The organism is Streptomyces sp. NPDC056580, from assembly GCF_042793175.1.
Lineage (GTDB): Bacteria > Actinomycetota > Actinomycetes > Streptomycetales > Streptomycetaceae > Streptomyces.
The window spans coordinates 107,248-129,104 of sequence record NZ_JBHTVE010000015.1 but is presented as its reverse complement, the minus strand read 5'-3'; the positions used below and the strand labels follow the sequence as shown (position 1 = coordinate 129,104).

At 70.9% G+C, this 21,857-nt stretch carries 19 protein-coding genes; 5 read left to right on the top strand and 14 right to left on the bottom strand.

From position 1 onward, the window contains the following. Nucleotides 1-564 precede the first annotated feature (564 nt). Nucleotides 565-1,548, top strand: coding sequence for a LuxR C-terminal-related transcriptional regulator (locus ACFQ9Z_RS30265; protein WP_383026476.1), 984 nt, complete (start codon nt 565-567; stop codon nt 1,546-1,548). A 333-nt stretch (nt 1,549-1,881) separates the two neighbouring features. On the opposite strand, the gene ACFQ9Z_RS30260 is transcribed toward ACFQ9Z_RS30265, so the two are convergent. The 13 genes from ACFQ9Z_RS30260 to ACFQ9Z_RS30200 all read right to left on the bottom strand — a co-directional run bounded on the left by ACFQ9Z_RS30260 (nt 1,882) and on the right by ACFQ9Z_RS30200 (nt 16,082). Then, the gene (locus ACFQ9Z_RS30260) at nt 1,882-3,198 is read right to left on the bottom strand and encodes an NAD(P)/FAD-dependent oxidoreductase (RefSeq protein WP_383026060.1); all 1,317 of its coding nucleotides are present in this window, start codon (nt 3,196-3,198) and stop codon (nt 1,882-1,884) included. A gap of 141 nt (nt 3,199-3,339) precedes the next feature. Then, on the bottom strand, nt 3,340-4,323 hold the full coding sequence (locus ACFQ9Z_RS30255) for an LLM class flavin-dependent oxidoreductase (RefSeq protein ID WP_383026057.1): 984 nt from the start codon (nt 4,321-4,323) through the stop codon (nt 3,340-3,342). A 6-nt stretch (nt 4,324-4,329) separates the two neighbouring features. After that, nucleotides 4,330-4,497, bottom strand: a complete 168-nt coding sequence (locus ACFQ9Z_RS30250) for a hypothetical protein (protein ID WP_383026054.1) — start codon at nt 4,495-4,497, stop codon at nt 4,330-4,332. A 22-nt stretch (nt 4,498-4,519) separates the two neighbouring features. Beyond that, nucleotides 4,520-7,366, bottom strand: a complete 2,847-nt coding sequence (gene lanM, locus ACFQ9Z_RS30245) for a type 2 lanthipeptide synthetase LanM (RefSeq protein ID WP_383026051.1) — start codon at nt 7,364-7,366, stop codon at nt 4,520-4,522. After that, a complete protein-coding gene (locus ACFQ9Z_RS30240; protein WP_383026047.1) occupies nt 7,363-9,555 on the bottom strand; it encodes a peptidase domain-containing ABC transporter in 2,193 nt (730 codons plus the stop codon). Before ACFQ9Z_RS30240 ends, lanM begins: the two co-directional genes overlap by 4 nt. 2 nt (nt 9,556-9,557) lie before the next feature. Then, nucleotides 9,558-12,578 carry a type 2 lanthipeptide synthetase LanM family protein gene (locus ACFQ9Z_RS30235; RefSeq protein WP_383026044.1) on the bottom strand — a complete coding sequence of 1,007 codons (3,021 nt, stop codon included), beginning with the start codon at nt 12,576-12,578 and terminating at the stop codon, nt 9,558-9,560. Between the two features lie 110 nt (nt 12,579-12,688). Continuing rightward, complete coding sequence (locus ACFQ9Z_RS30230) at nt 12,689-12,850, bottom strand: class II lanthipeptide, LchA2/BrtA2 family (protein WP_351665482.1); 162 nt, start codon at nt 12,848-12,850, stop codon at nt 12,689-12,691. Between the two features lie 36 nt (nt 12,851-12,886). After that, on the bottom strand, nt 12,887-13,048 hold the full coding sequence (locus ACFQ9Z_RS30225) for a class II lanthipeptide, LchA2/BrtA2 family (RefSeq protein ID WP_174266226.1): 162 nt from the start codon (nt 13,046-13,048) through the stop codon (nt 12,887-12,889). A gap of 29 nt (nt 13,049-13,077) precedes the next feature. Beyond that, nucleotides 13,078-13,242: a plantaricin C family lantibiotic gene (locus ACFQ9Z_RS30220; RefSeq protein ID WP_351665484.1), complete on the bottom strand. Its 165-nt coding sequence runs from the start codon at nt 13,240-13,242 to the stop codon at nt 13,078-13,080. Between the two features lie 165 nt (nt 13,243-13,407). Further along, entirely contained in the window at nt 13,408-14,172 is a 765-nt protein-coding gene (locus ACFQ9Z_RS30215; RefSeq protein ID WP_383026038.1) for an ABC transporter permease subunit, read from the bottom strand. Then, entirely contained in the window at nt 14,169-15,086 is a 918-nt protein-coding gene (locus ACFQ9Z_RS30210) for an ATP-binding cassette domain-containing protein (RefSeq protein WP_383026035.1), read from the bottom strand. The genes ACFQ9Z_RS30215 and ACFQ9Z_RS30210 overlap by 4 nt, the downstream gene beginning before the upstream one ends. A gap of 181 nt (nt 15,087-15,267) precedes the next feature. Next, nucleotides 15,268-15,576: a transcriptional regulator gene (locus ACFQ9Z_RS30205; RefSeq protein WP_351665490.1), complete on the bottom strand. Its 309-nt coding sequence runs from the start codon at nt 15,574-15,576 to the stop codon at nt 15,268-15,270. After that, on the bottom strand, nt 15,576-16,082 hold the full coding sequence (locus ACFQ9Z_RS30200; protein ID WP_383026032.1) for a hypothetical protein: 507 nt from the start codon (nt 16,080-16,082) through the stop codon (nt 15,576-15,578). Before ACFQ9Z_RS30200 ends, ACFQ9Z_RS30205 begins: the two co-directional genes overlap by 1 nt. Nucleotides 16,083-16,206: 124 nt before the next feature. On the opposite strand from ACFQ9Z_RS30200, the gene ACFQ9Z_RS30195 reads away from it, so the two are divergent. Continuing rightward, nucleotides 16,207-17,193 (top strand): ABC transporter ATP-binding protein, encoded by a 987-nt coding sequence (locus ACFQ9Z_RS30195; protein ID WP_383026029.1) that lies wholly within the window; start codon nt 16,207-16,209, stop codon nt 17,191-17,193. Continuing rightward, entirely contained in the window at nt 17,190-18,365 is a 1,176-nt protein-coding gene (locus ACFQ9Z_RS30190; RefSeq protein WP_383026026.1) for an ABC transporter permease, read from the top strand. The genes ACFQ9Z_RS30195 and ACFQ9Z_RS30190 overlap by 4 nt, the downstream gene beginning before the upstream one ends. Before the next feature lie 352 nt (nt 18,366-18,717). Here ACFQ9Z_RS30190 and ACFQ9Z_RS30185 read toward each other — a convergent pair whose 3' ends face one another. Continuing rightward, nucleotides 18,718-19,224 (bottom strand): MarR family winged helix-turn-helix transcriptional regulator, encoded by a 507-nt coding sequence (locus ACFQ9Z_RS30185; protein ID WP_383026023.1) that lies wholly within the window; start codon nt 19,222-19,224, stop codon nt 18,718-18,720. 80 nt (nt 19,225-19,304) lie between these two features. On the opposite strand from ACFQ9Z_RS30185, the gene ACFQ9Z_RS30180 reads away from it, so the two are divergent. Further along, nucleotides 19,305-21,437 (top strand): MMPL family transporter, encoded by a 2,133-nt coding sequence (locus ACFQ9Z_RS30180; RefSeq protein WP_383026019.1) that lies wholly within the window; start codon nt 19,305-19,307, stop codon nt 21,435-21,437. Between the two features lie 75 nt (nt 21,438-21,512). Next, nucleotides 21,513-21,854, top strand: a complete 342-nt coding sequence (locus tag ACFQ9Z_RS30175; RefSeq protein WP_383026015.1) for a DUF3140 domain-containing protein — start codon at nt 21,513-21,515, stop codon at nt 21,852-21,854. The last annotated feature ends 3 nt before the right edge of the window (nt 21,855-21,857 follow it).

Here is a 21,857-nt window from a genome sequence, read left to right as displayed (position 1 = left end):
GTGGCCGGGCCGGCCATGGCGCGGACCGGCGTGGGCGGGCACGGTGTCCGCGGGGAACCGGAGTGGCGGTCGCGGCGAGTGCCGCTGTCAGGAACATGACTTGACTCCAATTCGAATGTCCGCAACGGCCGTTGAAGGGCATTGGGCCGCTGGTGCCCGCTTTGCCACGGCCTTCACCTTCCTCCGGCGGCAACCGCGATCGAGGAGAGGAAACCATTCTGGTATCCCGTCCGTCCGTATCCGAGATCTGTCAGGAAATTGCCGGGCAGCCTGTTGCCACGCGGAGCCAGGACATGACGGGACGAACCAGTGCCGGTCGCGACGGATACCGGGCGGCGGAGGTCTCTTTCGACCAACTCCCGTGAGCTTTCCGGACGCTGGGGTACCGAAGTGACGAGCTGTCCGGAAGGCGCGCCGGACGCCATCAGTCGCTACCATGACGATCATGCAGACTGTCGACAGGAGCATCACCAGAAACACACAAGCCGGCGCCCCCGCTTCAGGGCGCGTGGCTCACGCGGCTTAGTTGACAAGGCGCCAAAAAGGGGGAAGCACTTGACGGATGTGCTGGCACTTGACCATGAGACACTCCGGGTGTATCGCGCTTTCCTGTTTCACAGCGAACAGGAGACGCACGAACTGGCCCGCCTGACGAACAGCGACGACGGCAGCGTGAAGGCGGCCATCACACGGCTCATAGACCTGTCGCTGCTCGCCCCCTCCAAGGACTCGCCGGGCGGGCTGAGAGCCGTGGACCCGTTGCGCGGGATAAGAGTCCTGCTCGAACGGGAGCAGGAGGAGCTCGCGTGGCGGGAACACCGCATCAAGCACAACACGACGATGCTCGACGCCATAGCCGCGGAATACGCCGCCGCCGTCAGATCGGCCCAGGTCGACGGCATCGAGCGACTTCACCGCATCGACGACATCCGTACCCGCATCGAGGCCTTGGCGGAGTCCTGCCAGCAGGAGAGTCTGGCCTTCCATCCCGCGGGGCCACTGAGCGAGGAGGCGGTCGAGGCATCCAGGCCTCTCAACCAGCGCGCCATCGCCCGCGGCGTACGCTTTCGCTCGATCTACATCGACAGTATCATGCGTGATCGCGTCACCCGGTCGCATGCTCAGTGGATGGCCGAACACGACTGCGAGGTGCGCACCACCCCCTCCCTGCCGATGCGCCTGCTGATCGTGGACACGACGGCCGCCGTGGTCAGCGGGCTTCCCGGACAGGTCTCCGGCACGACACTGCTCTTCCGGAGCAGACCGGTGGTGCTGGCCATGCGGGCCCTGTTCGAGGCGTACTGGGACCATGCGAACTGGTTCTCACCGGGGTCGGCTACCGGTGAGGCCTCGCCCGGCGAGATCACCCCGCAGGAACGCAAGCTGCTCGAGTTGCTGGCCGAGGGTCTCACCGACAGCGCGGTGGCACGATCACTGGGCATCAGCGTGCGCACGGAGCGCCGGAAACTGGCGGGGCTGATGGAGCGGCTCGGCGTCTCCAGCCGTTTCGCGGCAGGCGTGCAAGCGGCTCGCCGGCAGTGGATCTGACGCCGACCCGTCCGTGCGGTCCGCACGGCCGGCCCGTGCCCGCCTGCTTCCTCGCGCCGGACGCGCCGGGGCCGTGTCACCCGGCGGAAGCGGCCAGGTGAAGTCCGAGACGACCGGCTCCGCTTGCGAGCCGGCGCCCGCTTCGGCCTGTGCGGGCACGGCCCCGGAGGAATCGGCCGCCGTCGCGGCGGCGGCCACCGTGGCGGGCCGGCGGACTCGTCGGGGCACAGCGCATCCTTCCGTCGGACGGGAAGCGGGGCGTCGCGGGCCGGGAGCGCGGCGCCCCGGGTCTCAGGGCAGCGGGCCGGACGGCCCGCCACGACGCGGTCACCTTCAGCGCACGGGACCGCTCGCCGTCGCCTCCTGGCTCGCGGTGGCCTGCTCGTCCCACTCCCGCATGACGCCCTCGACCTCCTCGACGCTCATCGGGTCGAAGTCCACGACGTCCGCTACGGCGTTCACGCCCGAGATCATCGAGACGAACCCGACGCGCGAGCTCTGCGTGACCATGTTCCCGATCTCCCGGGCCCGCTCCTCGTACTCCTCGCGCAGCCGGGTCGGATCCATGAAGAAGCGCACGTAGGCCAGGATGTCCTTGAACAACTGGCGGTAGAGCGCGTCGAACCGCTCCATGGCCCGCGCTTCCTGTCGTTCGTCCTCCAGCGCGGCGTCGAGGGCCCGGGCGGCCAGCCAGGCCCCGGAGGTGCCCAGCCACACCCCGGAGGAGAACAGGGGGTCGATGAACGCGGCGGCGTCTCCCACCGCGGCCCAGCCCGGGCCGTGGAACGTGTCGCACACGTGGGACCAGTCGCGTGTGGTGCTGAGTTCGCCGAGGGTCTCCACGTCGACCATCGTCCTCGCGACGTGGCTGTCCCTCAGGCAGTCGAGGAAGACGTCCCGCTGGGTACGGCCGCCACGGGTCTGCTCGGCGAGCTGCTCGGCGGACAGCACGTAGCCCATGCTCAGCTTGGTGTCCGAGAGCGGAATACCCCATACCCAGCCGCCGCTCTGGATGGCCTCGACAAGGATGTCGTCCTGGTACGCGATGGGCGAGTAGGTGTCGAAGTAGGTCCACACCGCGACGTTGCGCAGGTCGTCCTGCCAACTGGTCCGGGTCAGCCGACGGGTCAGCTGGCGCCCCTGACCGGAGGCGTCCACCACGAAGCGGGCGGTGGCCCGGTGGGTCTCACCGTCCTGTGTGTAGGCCACCCCGGTCACCCTGCCGGTCCCGTCCCGGAGGATCTCCGTGACCTGGGCGGCCTCGTGCACCATGGCGCCGAGCTTCCGGGCGTTGTCGAGCATCAGCTCGTCGAACTCGCTCCGCGTGACGTGCCAGGCGTGGGTGAAGTGGCTGCCGGTCGAGGAGAAGGCCGCGGAGAAGTCGCTGCGCCAGGGCTCGGGGTCCCTGCCCCACCGCAGGGTGATCCCGCTCTTGTGCCGGAAGCGCGCGTCCAGCTCGTCCACGAGGCCGAGTTCCTCCATGAGCGGAGCCATGCCGGACACCATGGACTCCCCGATGTGGTAGCGGGGGAAGGTCTCCCGTTCCAGGACGAGTACCGTGTGGCCGGCCTTGGCGAGCAGGCTTCCGACCGTGGATCCGGCCGGGCCACCTCCCACGACGACGACATCGACGTTCTCGGTGCGGGACATGTGCTTTCGCCCTCTCTGCTGACGGACAATCGTGTGATCAGGCCTGGAAAGGTGACGCGCGGCCGGTCGCGCGGCCCGGGCCCGCTGGACGGCACCCGCGGGCCACGCCGGGCGCGCGGGGGCCGCCGGCTCGGCCGTGCGTCAGGTCGGCCGGACGTCGTCCGAGGACGCGCCCGACGCGCTGCCGAGGACCTGCAGGAGGTCCTGGGCGGCCGCTTTCGGTCCGTGCGTCTGCGCGACACCGATCGTGTTGAGGACGACCTCGTCCACCCCCGCGGCGGCGAACTCGGCGAGCCGGCCGCGGATCTGCTCCACGGTGCCGTACAGGAAGGCGCCCGCGTCCGCGACCCGCGCGGCGTCCTTCGCGTCGCCCTGGTCGGAGACCGTGATTCCGGCCTTCCGGAGCGCGTCCTGGTAGTGCGGCGCCTTCAGGTGGTTTCCGCAGGTCGCTTCGACCAGGGCGGTGACGTCACGGCCCTCGCGCGCGACCGCCAGCGGCACGATGGCCGTGGTACGCACGGGCTTGTCGAGCTTGCGGTCGGCGCCGTGCATCGCTGGGACCAGCGTCCCGGCCAGGTAATGCGCCGGCAGGAGCCAGGTGATGGCCCGGTCGGCCACCTCGCCCGCGAGGGCCGCCATCCTCGGGCGCAGCACCCCGAGGCCCACCTCGACCCGTGGCGCCGGGCGCTTCGGCAGCCGGGCGGCCACCGAGAAGTACTCGCCCTCGACCATGGCGTCGTCCCCCGACACCAGGGCGCGCACGATCGTCGCGTACTCCCGGGAGGCCCGCAGTTGACTGGCGTACGGCCGTCCCATGAGAGCGCTCTGGAAGGACAGGGGTCCCGGGCCGAACCCGGCCACCACGGAGTGCCCGGTGGCGAGTGCGACCGAGCGCGCCTCGAACGCCGCCTGGTAGGGGGACCGCATCGGCATCAGGGAGACCCCGAAGCCCATCGGGACGCGCACCCCCAGCCCGGCGAGCCAGGTGGCGAGGTGGTGGGAGTCGAGGACCAGCGACTGCCCCTGCCACAGGCGCTCGGCGGAGGTCCACTGCACGAGGTTCGCGAACAGCACCGCCTGTTCGGGACGGGCCGGCACCACCGGCAGCAGTATCGAGTACTTCATCGTGCGCTACCGCTTCCGTCGGCGTACCGACACGATCAGGGAGATGACGGCTCCGGCCACCAGGCCGAGCACGGCACCGCCGCGGTTGTCCTGGCTGAAGGCCACGGCCGCGACGATGGCCCCGACGAACAGGGGGAACGTCGCCGCCATACCGTTCTGCTTGTTCTGGCTCATCACTGGTCTTCCTTGTCTGTGGTCACCGCGGGAGTTCCGTCAGGGCGCTCGCACCGCGCGGCCGCGGGGAGGACGGTTCCGGCACGCCGGAGGCGGTCAACGCGACCGGCACGAAGGCCGGGGGCCGGCCGTCCAGCGCCCTGTTCAGCATCAGGTCGGTGTGACCGATACCCGACCAGCCGAACATGTAGCCCAGCAGCGAGGTCCTCCCCGGACACCCGGTGTGGAACCCCTGCTCACGAGCCGCCCGCGCCACGCGTCCCCGGTAGTCGGCCGCCCGATCGAGCAGGGACGGGTCCTCGCAGAGCCCGCTCGCCGCGATCAGCGACTGGATCACCCCGCTGGAGCCGTGGCACACCGACAGGTCCACCGGCTTCCGCTCCCGCAACGACGTGGCCCGGTCCGCCAGTTCGGCGAGACGGCCGGCGGCGGGGTCGCACGGCCGGCCCGCCGAAGCCAGGATCTCCGCCGCGACCAGCAGCAGCCCGGCGCTGCCGTTGCACCAGCCCGGCACCGGCGGCAGCTCACCGTGGGCCAGGCGTTCGGTCAGCCAGTCCGCGGCCGCGTCGGTCAGGGTCGGGTCACCCAGGTACCGGCCGATCCGGGACACGGCCCACCGCATGCCGATGTCGCCGTGGGCGACGTCGAACCAGGCACGGTCCAGCGTCGTCCGGGCCTGTCCGAGCACCAGGTCGCACAGACGGACGAGCCGGTCCTCGTCCATCAGGGGGTCCTGCCCCGCTTCCAGACGGGCCAGCACGGCCATGAGGAGGCCGGCGGGACCATTGGCCAGGTCCCTCTCCAGGGTGCCGGCCTCGCTCCGCTCCGCGATGCGCTCCAGCAGCCGGGACACCCAGACGCGGTCCTGCCCGCGGGGCCGGGTGAGCAGCAGCGAGGCCGCCCCGGTGAAGACGCTCTCCGGGGCCCGCAGCAGCGCCTCCCCGTACACCTCGAGAAGCGCGCTCAGGCCGCGGTCCGCACTCAGGTGCAGCTCTTCAAGTTCCGGGTCGTGCCGCGCGGCGTCCTCGAGGAAGGTGACGATCCCTCCGCTGTCGTGGAACGACAGGAAGTTTCCCGGGACGATGGTGGGCACTCCGCGGTCGGGCCCCACCCCGCCGATCCAGCCGCTCTGCGCACCGTGCTCGCTCTGGTGCGTCACCCGCACGTCCTGGAGGATGCGGGCCACCAGCGGCCACCACGCCTCGTCCGCGGTGGTGCGGAGGACCGGGGCGAAGACGCTCTGGCGGGACATCACGTCCGCTGCTCCCCCGGCGAGTTCGCCGAAGCACTCCTCCAGCACGAACCGGTGGTAGGCGTCGCTCTGCCCGGCGTGGAGCGCGAGGCCCGCGCGGGCGAAGTCCGCCGGTGACGACGGGTGGGCCCGTTCCTGCCGGGAGGTGTTCGTGGCCAGCTCGGTGGAACCGGCCCGCGCCGTGAAGTAGGGCACGTTCCCGGTGTCCAGCGCGGTGCGCTCGGCCTCACCCGCGAACGCGCGTGCCTCGTCGGTCAGATGCCGGGGGAAGCCCTTCAGCAGTCCCAGAAGGCGCTCGGTCTCACCGGCGTCGCGCAGGTACTTGGGCTGTGTCGCCGCGTCGAGGAAGCGGCCGTACACCATCGTCGAGCGGATCAGGCAGCGTACGGGCAGGTCGGCGTACCGGTCGACGACGTCCTCGATCGCCTCGCGCTGCCGGACCGCTCCCAGGGCGTCGGTGTATCCGGCGAGGATGTCGCCGTAGTACCGCACGGCCGGCAGTCCCTCCTCGCCGAGCCGCGGCACGTTCTCCTTGTGCCGGTAGACGACGGGTTCCCAGCGCAGGCGGACGGCGTCCGTGCCGCCGTCCTGGATCACGGTCTTCTTCAGTTTGCCGGACACCTGCTCGCCGCCGACGCCGACGCCCGCCATGATCACGTCGATCGGCGACTCGGGACGGACGTTCGGGACCAGCATGGTGGAGGCCACGGAAGCCTCGACGTGGTTGATCAGCCGGTGTTCCAGCGAGTCGTTCCCGGAGCTGGCGCCCGGCCGCAGCATCATCTCCGTGTCGATGACGCACGGGTGCTCCCCCGCGGCGAGCAGGTTCTCGTCATGGAGGTCGGACGCGCCGATGGCGCCGAAGAGCGCGCACAGCGCGCCGAAGCGGTAGAAGTACCGGGCCGGCTGGTCCGGTGCGGTCATGGCGCGCGGGGTGACGAACAGCTGCCATCCGTGCTCGCCGACGGACAGCGACGCCGGCACGCATCCGTCGAGGGAGTGGGCGAGGTACGGCTCGGCCACGGCGTACAGGTCGCGGACGAAGTCGTCGGCCGTCAGCGTGCGCGGCTTGAAGACCAGCCTTCCGCCGCTCGCGAGGCGCAGGCCCACGACGCGCCGGTTGTCGTTGTGGGGGTCCCCGCCCGTGGTGACGAGAGAGGCCAGCGTGTCGTTCTCGTCCGCCAGCAGCCCGCCCGCCGCAAGCCGCGGCCGGTCCTGGTGGAAGGCGGTGAGCATCTCGTCGTAGGCGTCGAGGAAGTGGTCCAGGACCACGGTGAGCCGACGACGAAGCACCTCGTAACGGGCCAGGACGTCCTGGCAGTTCCGCGGGTCCTCGAGGTGCCGGCGGAACTTCCGGAGCGCCTCGTCGCCGTCGGTGGACATGGGCAGCCCCAGGGCTTCCCGGAATTCGTGGAACTCCCCTATCAGCACCCGGAGGGAATGTCCCTCCACGGTGGTGACGAGGTCTTCCCAGATCTGGTCGGTCAGCGCCCGCGCGTGCTCGGGCGTGGACACCCGGGACAGGGGAGCGTGCAGTCGGTCCACGACTGCCTGACGGGGTACGCGGTTCGTGTAGAACGCCCGGAAGTCGACGACTGCCACCTGCGGGTCGGTCACGCTCGTTCTCCCCCCACCAGCGTTTCCTCCCGCTGGTCGTCGCCGTACAGGTTGGCGTACAGGTCGCCCTCGCCGAGGAGGTCCTCGTGAGTGCCGGCTTCCGTGATGGAGCCCTTGTCGAGGACGTAGATCCGGTCGGCCGACTTGACGGTGGCCAGGCGGTGCGCGATCACGACCTGAGTGGCCCCGATCTCCGAGATGACCCGCATGACACGGCGTTCGTTGATGTTGTCGAGCGCCGCCGTGGCCTCGTCCATGACCAGGATCTTCGGATTCCCCAGCAGGGCCCGGGCGATGGCGATCCGCTGGCGCTGACCGCCGGAGAAGTTGGCCCCCATGTCGGAGACCAGGGTGTTGAACCCCATGGGCAGGTCGTTGACGAAGTCGAGGATGCCCAGCCGGTCGCAGAACTCGCGGACGTAGTCCTCGGACAGGTCCTTCCCCAGTGTCAGGTTCTCCAGGATGGTGCGGTTGTGCATATGCACCTCCTGGGGGATGTAGCCGATGGTGCGGCGCAGGGCGGTCTTGTCGTACTCCTCGAGGTCGTGGCCGCCGAACTCGATCGTTCCGCTCGTGGCCCCGTAGAGCCCGCAGATGATGCGGCCGAGGGTGCTCTTGCCGGATCCCGAGGGTCCGACGAGGGCCACGCGTTCGCCCGCACCGATCGTCATCGAGACGCCCTGGACCACCAGATCGCTGTGCTTGGTGAACCGGAAACTGACGTCCTTGAGGGTGATGGACGGGGCGGCGAGCTCGGTCCTGGTGCCGCCGGGCGCCTCCGGTTCCTCTTCGGAGATCTCCGCCAGCCGGGACACGTACCGGGACACCTCGTTGAACGAGGTGTAGGTCTGGAACACCGAACTGGCCAGGGAGAAGTAGGTCGCGGAGATCGCCTGGACCGACACGGCGGCCCCCAGGGAGATGCCGCCGTGGCTGACCAGGTAGAGGCTGAACAGCAGCAGGATCAGCGGTCCGAACATCTGCGTGGTGGTCGACAGTCCGGCTATGCGGCCCTGCTGGAGACGCATCCGCGTCCTCATCGCGTTCAGCGAGTTGCTGTAGGTCTCGTTCCAGCCGGTCAGGAACTCCTCGGCGTAGCCGCCCATCTTGATCGCCGGGATCGACACGATGGCGTCGAGCTGGGTTCCCTGGCTCTTCGACAGGTAGGCGATCTCCGAGTCGACCGCCTCGGTGACCCGGTACCGCGTCTTCATCAGGTACAGGGCGTTGAGCAGGAAGAGGCCCACGGCGACCAGACCCAGGCGCCACTCCGTGACCAGCAGATACACCGTGACGCAGATGAGTGTGCCCACGTCGAGCACGCCCTGGGCCATCCGGGACGAGATCAGGTCGCGTACCGACGTCACACTGTTGAGCCGGTAGATCAGTTCACCGGGCGGCCGCGTGGTGAAGAACTTGAACGGCAGGTTGAGGAGCCTGGTGAAGGTCTGGCTCATCAGGTCCTTGCCGAGCACGGCGATCAACGAGGACAGCAGCACGACCCTGGTCAGGTGCAGCACGTAGTAGCACAGGGCGGCTGCCAGCACGGCCCCCAGGAGGACGGCGGAATCGCCGAGTCCCTGCCAGTGGGCGTACCGGTCGACGGCCCAGCGCGTGAGGACGGGAATGCCGAGAACCGTCCCGTAGCCGCTGAGCGACAGCAGCGCCACCAGGCCGATGCGCTTCTTCGCGTCCGTCGTGAGCAGCAGGAACTTGCGCCACTCCGCGAACGGCCTGGCGCGCTTCCGCTCGAACCCCTCGGCCGGCTCGGCGGCGAGGACGATCTCGGTGAAGCTCTTCTCCAGCTCCTCGCGGCTGATCCGGCGGCGTCCGACCGCGGGATCCATGACGACGGCCGTCCGGCCGTCGAAGTTCTCCAGGACCACGAAGTGGTAGTTCTCCCAGTAGAGGATCACCGGTGAGGTGAAGTTCTCCAGGGCGGCCACGTTCCTGACCCGGTACGGCTTGACGCGCATGCCGCGTGATTCCAGGAAGTGCGCCAGCTGGCCGGCCGACAGGCCGTCACGTCCCGCTTCCATGACCTCGCGGGCGCTGACGATCTCCTCCGCGCGCCCGTAGTACCGCAGCAGCGCGATGCACGAGCACAGACCGCACTCCGTCTGCGTGACCTGGGTGACGGTCGGTACGCGGCGTGCCGTGGGGATCTTCTCCCGATGGGGTGTCGTCATGGTCAGCGCCCTCCCACGGTGAGGGTGAGCGGGCACAGGCGCAGGTCCGGCTCGATCCGGTTGAGCAGGTGCAGTGCCAGGCCGGCGCTGCCGACCATGAGGCTGTTGGTGTGCGCGTAGCGGCTGTCGGGGTCGGCGGTCTTGCGGCGGAACACCTCCGGTCTGAGCCACCGGCGTTCCTGCTCGCGTACTTCCGCGTGCAGCGGTGCGTTGCCGTCCGGGCCGGCGATGAAGCGCAGGGCGGCGTGGTTCCCCAGGTCGCCGTGGCACCAAGTCAGGTTGCGGCCGAACCCGAGACGCAGTGTGTTGCTGATCGCCTGGTCCCGTGCGGCCGTGACGTCCTCGCCGCCGGGCACGGTCCCGTAGGTGGCGAGTGCCAGGGCGACACTGGTCGAACCGTGGCACCAGCCGGTCGCGAAGGTTCCCTCCCCCGAGGCACGGGACGACCAGTTCCGCTCGTCCGGGTCGAAGAACACGTCGAGCCGCCTGACGAGTGCGTTCAGCACCGTCTCGACCAGGGGCCTGTGCTCCGCCGGCAGCAGGGCATGGGCACGGCCGAGGGCGTGGACGATCCCGCTGACGCCGTGGGCGAACCCCGACTGGTCCAGGACCGACCGGGCGTGGACGCCGTCCGACTGGATCGCCCGGGCGAGGAGGTGCGTCACCTCGGTGACGGCTTCGGGAGCGCCGGGGCCCGCGATGGCCGCTATGCAGTTCAGAACGCCCGCGAGGCCACTGATGACGTCCAGCGGCAGCTCGTCGGCCGGCTCGGCGCGGATCTGCTCGAGCACCAGGGGTACCGCTCCCCGGGCGGCGCGCACCCAGTCGTCCTCGCCGGCCAGGCGGCCCGCCGCCGAGAGGCAGAACAGGATGCCCGCCATGCCGGTGTAGCCGCCGTAGCCGGCCTGCCGGAGGCTGCGGGACTCGTAGCGGTGTGAGGCCAGGATGTCGGCGGTCGCCGAGAAGATCTGCCGCGACACGTTCAGGTAGCGGTCGTCGTCCAGGACACGTCCGGCGGCGCCGAGGGTGAGGGCGATTCCGGTCCGGCCCGTGTAGAGGTCGTAGCCGAGCACGCCGGGCGGCCAGGGGCGGTCCGCCTCCGCGGACGCCAGGGGCCCGATCCAGGTTCTCGGCAGGTGTGCGAAGCGGTCGGGCAGGGAGGTCTCGACCAGGCCGTCGCAGAGCTCCCGCGCGAGGGAGACGAGGGCCTGACGCTCACCGGAGCCCGCCGCGCCGTCCGGCGCGGGGGCTTCCGCGTGCCGTGCGGGAGACAGGTGGTTGTCCGGGAACTGGGCGGTGAACGCCGACCGGATGAGCCGCAGCTGCTGTGCGAGATCGGTCTCGCCGAGGCGGGCCGCCTTGCCGAGGGCGAGTTCCAGCGGGGAGTGGCTGAGCGCGGCGCCCACCTCCCGGCCGTCTCCGTCGCAGATCCGGGTTCCGGTGGCGCTGACGGTGAAGTACGGGACGTCCCGCTCGGCCATCTGCCGGAGCTCCGAGACGATCAGCGGCCGGGCCGAGGTCTTGCTGGCGATGGCGATGCGCTTGAGCAGCGCGAGATAGGTGGCCGGGTCGTCGAGCGCGCTCGGCCCCGTGGTCATGCGCAGGGTCTGGGAGTAGAGCGCGGTGGGGTTGTGGACGTAGCGGATCCGCAGGCCCTCGGCGAACGTGCGCAGCAGCGTGGTCCAGGTGCCGGGGGCCGCGAGGACGGCGCGGTACGTGCGCGTGAAGCCGTCCGCCATCTCCCGGCCCAGGCGGAGGATCTCCTCCTCGGTCCGCTCGCCGACCACGGTCTTGCGGCCCTGCACCGCCTGCGTCTTGAGGGAGAGCCTGATCCGGTCCGTGTACGGCGCGTCGAAACTCATCTGCTTGAACGGAGACGTGCCGCGCCCGGGCCCGCCGAGGAATCCGAGGTCCACGTGTCCGCCCCGGTCCTTCTTCCTGCCCGCCATCACCAGCGGCAGGATTCCCACCCCGTAGACCGACTGCCCGATGGTGGCGTACGCGTTCCCCTCGGCTTCCGGAACCGGCCCGTCGTGGACCCGCTCCGGGTGGAGAAGGGTCTCGAGATCCACCGGGACCGGACCGCGGCGGGTCGGCACGATGTTCTCGAAGTGCATGTCACGCGCGTTCAGCACGTAGAGGACCGCCGCCAGTTCGCCGCTGTCCCGCATGAAGCGCCCGGAGTTGCCGGAGACGTCCTCGGCCTCGATGTACTCGACATATCCGTAGCCGTCGCGGGCGAGGGCCCGGGCGGCGACGAGGCGGGTGCCGAAGGCCTTGTTGAGTTCGTCCGTGAGGCTGAGGTAGGTGGCCTCGCAGGACACGTCGCGCGGTTTGTAGACCAGGCGGGTGCCGGACTCGAAGGTGAGGATGCAGACGGCGCGGCCATGATGGTGGGTGTCGCCCTCGGGGGTGCCGAAGGAGACCAGCCGGTCGCCCGGCGCGAGACCGAAGGCGGCACGGAGCGCCTCCCCGTCGGCGACCACCCTGGAGCAGAGCTCGACGACGGCGTCGACGGTGCCGGCCAGCACCACCGGCGTGAGATCCCGCAGCACGGGGAAGTCGAGACCTGCGGCGGCGGTGAACGAACCGCGGATCGCCTCGTCCACGAAGTACCGGTAGCGCTCCCGCGGGCTGTCCCCCTCGAGGAGTCCCTGCTCGCGGGCGTGGTTGACGGCCGCCACCAGCGGACGGGTGTACATCTCGCGGACGCGGATCTCCGCCCTGGCGAGCAGTTCGACCAGCGCGTCGTCCAAGTCGGTGAACAGGGCGGGAAACGCGGCCAGCGGATCTCCGTCCGCGGCTCCCGCCGCGATCGCCCTGATCACGTGCTGGAACGGGTATTCCTCCGGACGTGTCAGCCAGTCCTTGACGACCCCGGGCCGGGCGGATGCCGCGACGGACTTCTGCGGCCCGCCGGCGACCGCGGCGAGAACGTGGTCGTCGAACGGCGCGAGCGGCGTGATCGTCTCACCGATCTCCGTGTCGTCGAACTCCGGATAGAGGTTGATCGCAGATCTCATTGCCGTCCTTCTGCACGCGATGTGAAGTACCCCCAAAAGGCGGGGCGGAATGGACCCTTGGGGGTTTCGATCCATTCCGCCCCACCCGCTTACACCGACCTACAGAGCACTCAGCAGGCGCTGGTGCACTTGGTGGTCGGGCAGAAGGCGACGCTGGCCGCCACCGTCACCGCGATGGAGACCGGCGTGGTGCCACCGGTGACGTCGGCCTCGCTCAGCTCGATGAGCTCCGCCTCGTCGTACGCCCCGAGAATGTCCTTCTCGTTCTGCATGATCGTTCCTTCCCCGTTACTCGAAGAGATCCGTTGTCAGCAGGCGCTGGTGCACTTGATGGTGGGGCAGAAGGCGACGCTGGCCGCCACCGTCACCGCTATGGAGACCGGCGTGGTGCCACCGGTGACGTCGGCCTCGCTCAGCTCGATGAGCTCCGCCTCGTCGTACGCCCCGAGGATGTCCTTCTCGTTCTGCATGGAATTGCCTCTCTCGTCGCCGACCACGGTCAGTTGCAGTTGGCCTGGCATTCCTTGGTGAGGGTGCACCAGCCGCCGTGGTTGCCCAGCGCGTCCGAGAGCGAGAAGGTGTTCGTGGTGCACGCTCCGTAAGCGACGCCGTCGAAGTCCTGCTCTTCGATCTCCTCGAGGAGGGACAGGTCACCCTGGTACATGGCAGTTCTCCCTTGTGTGGTGGATGCGGGCGCCGAACTGCCGTTCGGCGCCTGCTCCGATCATGGGAGGCGGACATTCGACCCCCGCATCGCCGACGAGGGAGAGCCCGCATGGGCCGCGCATAAGGTCCGCATGCGCGGGGCGCACGGACCGCACCGGTGCCGTCAGGCGTCGCGCCGCCGCAGCGCCAGGTAACCGGCGATCGCCGCGGCCGCGGTCCACGCCGCGAGGACCGCGAGTCCGGACCACGCGTTCAGCACGTACTCGTCGGGCGCGTGCCGGTAGAGCACCAGCCCGCCGGCCTGGTCGGGCAGGAACTGCGCGGCCTTGCCGACGCCGGGGATGTTCGTGAGGATCGTCGAGACCGTGAAGAAGAGCGGCACGAGGATGCCCATGGTGATCGCGGAGGAGCGCAGGAGCACGGCGACGCCCATGGAGAACACGCTGAGCATGGTCGCGTAGAGCACCGCCCCGAACAGGGCGGGCAGCACGCCCTCGTCCGTGAGGGACACGCTCTCGTCGCCCATGGTCGCCTGGGCGAGGAGGAAACTGGTGACGGCGGCGACGGCGGACACCGCCAGGGCCGTCACACCGCCGGCGAGCAGCTTGGCCGCGTAGAACACCCCGCGCCGGGGCACCGCGGCCAGTGAACTGCGGATCGTCCCGGACGAGTACTCGCTGGTGACGACCAGCACCCCGAAGACCACGAGCCCGATCAGCCCCAGCCGCAGCCCGCTGAATCCGGCGGAGATCGGGTCGAAGGACGACGGGGCCGGCTTGTGCGCGTACTGGTGCTGCACGACGGCTCCGGTGAGCACGGCTAAGGCGAGGCTGAGGCCGACACAGACCGCGAGGCTCCACGGCACGGAACGCAGGGTGCGCGCCTTGCACCACTCGAAACCGACGGCCGCGCCCAGGTCGTTGCTCATCGCACTGCCTCCTGCTCCGCGCGGTACTCGACGGCGTCCGCGGTGAACTGCATGAACGCCTCCTCCAGAGAGGCGGTTCGCGGGCTGACCTCGTAGACGGCGATCCGGTTCTCGGCGGCCAGAGTGCCCACCGTTCTCGGGTCGGTGCCCACCGCCTCCAGCGATCCGTCGGGCCCGGTGTCCACGTGGACGCCGCGAGCGGTCAGGAGGTCGCGCACACGTTCCGGCTCGGGCGTGCGGATGAGGACGTAGGACCGGGAGTTGCCGGCGATGAACTCCTCCACGGAGGTGTCGGCGAGGAGCCGGCCGCGTCCGATCACGACCAGGTGCCCGGCGGTCAGCGCCATCTCACTCATCAGGTGGCTGGAGACCAGGACCACACGGCCCTCGTCCGCCATGCGCTTCATCAGGTCGCGGATCCACTTCACGCCCTCCGGGTCCAGGCCGTTGACCGGCTCGTCGAGCAGCAGCGCCTGCGGGTCGCCGAGGAGCGCGGCAGCGATGCCCAGCCGCTGGGCCATGCCCAGCGACAGTCCCTTCGCGCGCTTGTCCGCGACACTCGCGAGTCCGACCATCTCCAGGAGTTCGTCGACCCGCCGCAGCGGCAGCCGGTTGCTCCGGGCCAGACCCGCCAGGTGCCCCCGCACGCTCCGGCCGCCGTGCACCGCACGGGCGTCGAGCAGCGCGCCCACGGTGGTCAGCGGACGGGGCAGGTCCGCGTAACGCCTGCCGTCGATGAGGACTTCGCCGGAGGTGGGACGGTCGAGACCGATCATCGCGCGGATCGTCGTCGACTTTCCGGCGCCGTTGGGCCCCAGGAAGCCGGTCACGCGTCCCGGCTCCACGCGGAAGCTCAGTTCATCGACCGCCCGGGTCTTTCCATAACATTTCGTCAGCTCTCGCACTTCGATCATCACACTGTGTCTCCCATGACTAACGTTCCGTGTATGAGCATGGGTGCCGAAAGGCGGGGCCGGTGCCGGACTCGTCCTCAGGCCCTCCGCGCCCGTCCCGGCGCCACGTCAGACCGCGGGGTGGCCCCCGGGCGACCGGAGCCGCCGGCGGCCGCCGGAACCACCGCGCCGTCCCGAGCGGTCAGTCGGCCGGTCGCGCGGCACGCGCCGTCGCCGCGATCCGCTCCAGCGCCGCGGCGTGCCGCACGAACGCCTCCCGCCCCTTCGGCGTGAGCCGTGCGAGCGTGCGCCGGGCGCCCACACCGACCTGCTTGCGCACCTCGACATACCCCTCGGCCGCGAGCGCCGACAACTGCTTGGACAGGGCTGAGTCACTGGTGCCGATCGCGTCCCGGATGAATCCGAACTCGGTCCATCCCGCGGGCGCCAGCAGGGCGACGATCGTCAGCCGTGGGGCCGGGTGCAGGAAAGCGTCGAAGTCGGCGTCCATCAGAACCGCCGCTCCACCCGGCGCCGCAGCCGTGCCTCCGCGGCCCGGCGGGCACGGGGCGCCGCCAGCAGGCACGCCCCGACCACCACCGCGGCGGCGACGAGATGGGGCGTCGGCACCCCGCCCGAGGAGAGCGCCGCCGCCAGCCCCAGGAACACCCCGAACGCGGCGATCCCGCAGACCACCCCCACCAGCGCGCCCGTGGCGCCCGGCCTGTTGCGGACCGGCGCACCGTGGGTGTGGCGGACCACGATCAGCGCCACCAGCAGCAGCCCCGGGAGCAGCACCGCGCCACCCCAGGGATTGGGCAGGTCGAAGGACGCGAAGGAGACGAACAGCAGCAGCGCCGCCGTCACGACGGAGGAACGTGACAGCCCGAACCGCAGTTCGGCCACACCGGACTGTTCCTGCCGCCCGCGGATGTCGTCGAGCGCGGCCTGCGCGTCGGCCGGCGTCACGGCCTGCCGGTCGAAGGGGTCCCTGTCGTGTCTGTCGTCGGACGTCATCGGCCCTCACACCCTCCTGAGGAGCACCTCTACTTTCCTATCGAGAAAGTAGCAGGTAGTTTCCTGACAGGAAAGTAGACTCCGCGCACACGTCCACAGCACAGGAAGACGGAAGGGGAGGCCCGTGAAACCTTTGCTACTCGAGGAAGTGTCGAAGCGCTTCGGAACCCGGCAGGCGCTGGATTCACTCACGTTGACCGTGCGGCCGGGGGAGATATCCGGCTTCGTCGGCGGCAACGGAGCAGGCAAGACCACTGCCATGCGCATCGGCGTAGGGGTGCTCGCTCCGGACCGCGGACAGGTGCTCTGGGGCGAGGCGCCGGTCGGGAGACTGGAGTCGGCGCGGTTCGGCTACATGCCCGAAGAGCGCGGGCTGTACCCCAGGATGACCGTGGCCCGGCAGCTGATCTACTTCGGCGAGCTCCACGGACTGTCCCACGCCGATGCCCGTGAGGCGATGGTCCGCTGGACGGAGCGGCTGCGGATCGCCGAGCACCGCGACAAGCGGGTGAACACCCTCAGTCTGGGCAACCAGCAGCGCGTCCAGCTGGCCGCCGCCCTGGTCCACGATCCCGAAGTGCTCGTCCTCGACGAGCCGTTCTCAGGGCTCGACCCGCTCGCCGTCGACGACATGAGCGACGTCCTTCGCGAGAAGGCGGCACAGGGTGTGCCCGTGCTCTTCTCCAGCCACCAACTGGATCTGGTCGAGCAGCTCTGCGACCGGGTCTCGATCGTGCGCGCCGGACGCCGCGTGGCCTGCGGGACCCTCGACGAGCTGCGGCCCGCGGAGGCGAGCGGCCAGGTGTACGTGGAGGTCGAGGGCGCCGGCGAGGACTGGCCCGCGGGCTGCGCCGCGGTCGCCGGCTTCCGGGCGCACCAGCAGGGGGTCCTGATCGATCTCGTCGGGGGCCGCACCGAGAACGACCTGCTGGTGGAGGCCGTGCGGCACGGCACCGTAAGGCAGCTGCGGCGGCACGTGCCCGGCCTCGCCGAGCTCTTCCGCGACCTGGTCGAACCGGTCGGGGACGCGCCGCCCGCGGGCTCCGCGGCCACCGGTGCGCCGTCCCCGGCGAAGGCCCGTACCTCCGACCTGGACGAGGTGTCCGCGTGAAGCGCTCCGGCTCCGAGCAGCAGTCGTTGAACCCGACCCGCGTCCGCCTCGTCTATGTCCGGGAACTGCGGGCGCGGATGTACACCAGAGGCTATCTGGTCAGCCTGGTTCTGCTCTCCCTGGTCACGTTCGGTCTGGTCATCGGCTTCAACTTCATGGGGCGCAGCACCTCCGCCACCGTGACCGTCTGCGGCACTCCGGCCGCGTCGCTCGGCACCGCCCCGCCCGGAGTGCGGGTGACGTCGTGCGACGGCATGCCAGGGGCGCGCAAGCTGGTGGAGAGCAAGGACGCGGACGCGGCGGTGGTCGTCGCCGGAGGCCACGCGTCCCTCCTGACCCGCGCCGACTCCAGCGATCAGGCACGGGCGGGCGCCGAAGCGCTGGCCAGGGCCTGGGCAGGCCAACAGGCCCTGCTGCGGCAGGACGTGGACCTGGGGCGGCTGGCACGGGACACCGCGGCGGCCCAGCCCACCACCGTGACGGTCGGGAAGTCCGTGGGCTCGCTCCAACTGGGCGCCGCGGCGAGCCTGATCATCGTGTTGTTCATGCAGATCGTCAATCAGGGGTCGGTGATCGCGCAGGGCGTGGTCGAGGAGAAGTCCACCCGGGTGGTGGAGGTGCTGCTCGCCACGCTCACTCCGCTGGAACTGCTCGTGGGCAAGGTCTCCGGGATCGTCACGGCCGGCATGCTGCAGGTGGCCACGATGCTGGGCGCGGTGGCCGGGGCGCAGTCGGTGATGTCCGGAGAGACCACCGCGATGCCGGGGTTGCGGGCGCTGGTGGTGACGGTGCTCTGGTTCCTCCTGACCTTCGCCATGTTCGCCTCGCTGTACGCGGCGGCCGGATCACTGGTGTCCAGGCCCGAGGACCTGCAGGGCGTGCTGACGCCGGTGATGCTGCTCGCCCTGGCGCCGGTCGGCGCGGCGACGGCGGCCGCCGCCCACCTCTCCGCGCCCTGGGTCTCCGTCGTGCAGTACATACCGCCCTTCTCCGGCCTGCTCATGCCGCTCAAGGCCTCGGTGGGCACGGCGACCGTGCAGGAACAGCTCGCCTCCGCCGCCGCCCTGCTGGTGGTCACGGCCTGCTGCATGCTTCTCGCCGGGAGGATCTACCGCAACTCGGTGCTGCGGGTGGGCGCGCCGGTGCGGTGGCGTCAGGCGCTGGCGGCCTGAGCCGCGCTTTCCATCGATCGGCGGGGGACACGGGCCCGGTGCCCAACCGGCGGGCCCGGCACCTGCCCGGCTCCACGGGCGGACCGGTGCGGCGGCCCCGTGCGGCGCGGGCGGCGCCAAGGGCCGCGCGCCGCTGCCGCCTGCCACACCGCCGCGTCCCACGCCGCCGCGGACCGGGCCCGACCGGCCCTGCGCTCGTCGCCGCGTCGGGTCAGAGATCAGCGCGAGCGTCCACGGGACGCCGTGCTCGGCGCGCCCGCGGCCGGCCGGCCGAGCTCCAGTCGGTCGCGGCCGGCGCCGGCATGCCCGTACTTCGTGACGGCCCGTCGGCCGGGTGCGGATCTTCGCGACCTCAGGCGCGGGAGGCGGGACCGCTGCGCAGCAGGGCGAGTTCCCGGTTCATCTCCACGAGGAAGCGGGAGACCACGGCCAGCTCCTCGGCGCTGAAACGCTGCCGTGCGGCCTCGGTGCCGCGGGCCAGGGGCTGGAAGAAGTCCCGGGCGACGCCTCTGGCCGCCTCCGCGTAGTGCAGGTGGACGACGCGGCGGTCGTCGGCCGCGCGGACGCGCCGGATGTGCCCCGCCCGCTCCAGGCGGTCCAGGCAGGCGGTCATGGCGCCGGAGGTCAGGTCGAGCAGCCCGCGCAGCCGCCCGGGCGTCATGGGCCCCTCCTCCGGATCGGCGTCCAGGATCGCGACGAGGGCCTGGACGTCGGTGAGGTGGAGACCCTGGGTCTGGGCGAACTCGTGGGCGACGCGGTTGAACTCGCCGTTGAGCCGTCGCAGAAGGACCGCGAAGTACTGCAACCCCGTGGGGTCGTCCGCCGGAAGAGGCGGCGAGGCGTGTTCGGTCCCGTGCATCGCTCCAGTATATGGTTACTCAATCATTGAGATACTTAATGACTGAGTTATTCGGCGCACGGAGATCTTCGAGGAGACGCATGAGGGCGACACCCGGCCGGACCCGTTGGCTCGTGCCGCTCGTGCTGCTGTTCGTCTGGCTCGGCGTGGGCGGAACGCTCGGGCCCTACGCCGGGAAGCTGGGCGAGGTCGCCACCAACGACCAGTCCGCCTTCCTCCCGCAGAGCGCGGAGTCGACCAAGGTGCTCAAGGCCCGCGAGGCGTTCGACGAGGCGGAGACGCTGCCCGCGATCGTCGTCTGGACGGCGGACGGCAAGCCCGTCCCGGACGACCGGCGCACCACCGCCACCCGGGCCGTCGGCGCCCTCGCCGGGCGGGCCGGGATCGTCGGCGCGCCCTCACCCGCCCTGCCCTCCGCGGACGGCAAGGCGCTGCAGGCCGTCGTCCAGCTGCGGCCGGACCTGGGCGACCGGCTGCCCGAAGTGCTGGACGCCGTGCGCCGGGCCGCGGGAAGCGTGCCGGGCACGACCGCGGAGATCGCAGGCCCGGCGGCGAGCCAGGCCGACCTGGGGGACGCGTTCGCCGGTATCGACGGGCTGCTGCTGGGCGTGGCGCTGGGCGCCGTGCTGCTGATCCTGCTCCTGGTCTACCGGAGCGTCCTGCTGCCCTTCGTGATCATCCTCGGGGCGGTGTTCGCCCTCGGACTGGCCTGCGCGGTCGTCTACCCGCTGGCCGACCACGACGTGGTCCGGGTGGACGGGCAGGTGCAGGGCATCCTCTCCATCCTCGTGATCGGCGCCGCCACCGACTACGCGCTGCTGCTGGCCGCGCGGTTCCGCGAGGAACTGGCGACGGGCCAGGACCGTGCCGCGGCCGCGCTGGCGGCGGTGCGCAGGTCGTTCGGCGCGATCACCGCCAGCGCCGCCACCGTGGCCCTCGCGCTGCTGGCGCTGCTCGCCGGCGACCTCACCAACAACCGCGCGCTCGGGCCGGTCGGCGCCATCGGCATCGTCTGCGCCGTGCTCTGCGCTCTCACCTTCCTGCCGGCCGTGCTGGCGCTGCTGGGCCGCACCGCCTACTGGCCGTCCCGGCCGCGGGAGTCGGACGCCTCCGTGGAGGGGCACGGCGTGTGGCACCGCGTCGCCGGCAAGGTGGGCGCCCGTCCGCGCGCGGTCTGGACGGTGACGGCGATCGGCCTGGCCGTGCTCGCGGCCTTCGCCCCCTCGCTGTCCGCGAAGGGTGTGCCGCTCGACGAGATCTTCGTGAACGACGCCCCGTCGGTCGCCGCCCAGAAGACGCTCGGCGAGCACTTCCCCGGCGGCTCCGGCAACCCGGCCGTCATCATCGCCGACGCCGGCCGGGCCGCTCAGGTGACCGCCGCGGCGAAGGGCACCGAGGGCGTGGCGTCGGCCGCCGCCGTCTCGGCGTCCGGGCGGCCCGGCGGCGGGGCGCCGAAGGTCGTGGACGGGCGGGTCCGCATCGACGCCACCCTGGAGGCCGCGGCGGACGGCGACGCCGCCAAGCGGACGATCGAGCGGCTGCGCGCCCGGGTGCACGCGGTGCCCGGGGCCGACGCGCTGGTCGGCGGCTACACGGCCCAGCAGTACGACACCCAGCAGACCTCCGCCCGGGACCGCACCGTCATCGTGCCGGTCGTCCTGGGGATCATCCTGCTGATCCTCGTGCTGCTGCTGCGCTCCCTGCTCGTGCCGGTGCTGCTGGTGGCGACGGTGGCGCTCAACTTCCTGGCCACGCTCGGCGTTTCCTCGCTCGTGTTCAAGCACGTCCTCGGGTTCGGCGGGGCGGACGCGTCGGTGCCGCTGTACGGGTTCGTGTTCCTGGTGGCGCTGGGCGTCGACTACAACATCTTCCTGATGTCCCGGGTGCGGGAGGAGGCACTCGTGCACGGCAACCGGCAGGGTGTGCTGCGCGGCCTGACCACGACCGGAGGGGTGATCACCTCGGCCGGCGTGGTGCTGGCCGCGACGTTCGCCGCGCTGACGGTGATCCCGCTGGCCTTCCTGGTGCAGATCGCCTTCATCGTGGCCTTCGGCGTGCTGCTGGACACCCTGGTGGTCCGCTCGCTGCTGGTCCCGGCCCTGGTGCTCGACATCGGCCCGCGGGCCTGGTGGCCCGGTGTCCTGCCGCCCGACGGCGTCGCGCCCGTACCCGGCGCGCGCGAGGCCGACGGGGTGGAGGGCGCCGGGGTCTGAGGATGCGCGCACCGGTGACCTGGACGAACCTGGGCGAGTGAGACAACCAGGTGACGTGAGGGGTGACCATCGTTGATGTCCGCACAGAAGAGCGGCAGCGAGGACGACGACGTCCGGCACGCGTTCGGCGACGCCGTCAACATGACGGCCGGCGAACTCGAGAAGTGGCTGGAGACCGACGAGTCGAAGAGCGCGGGGCAGAGCGACGGCGGCGAGAGCGTCGGACACGAGTCCGGGCGGCGCATCGTCACCCTGCTGCGCACCAGGAAGGCGGATCTCGGCGAGGAAGACCTCGCCCACATGCGCAAGGTGGTCGGCTACGTCAGGCGCCACGTCGCGCAGCGCCCCGACGGCGACATCACCGACACCAGATGGCGCTACTCGCTCATGAACTGGGGTCACGATCCGAAGAAGTGACCG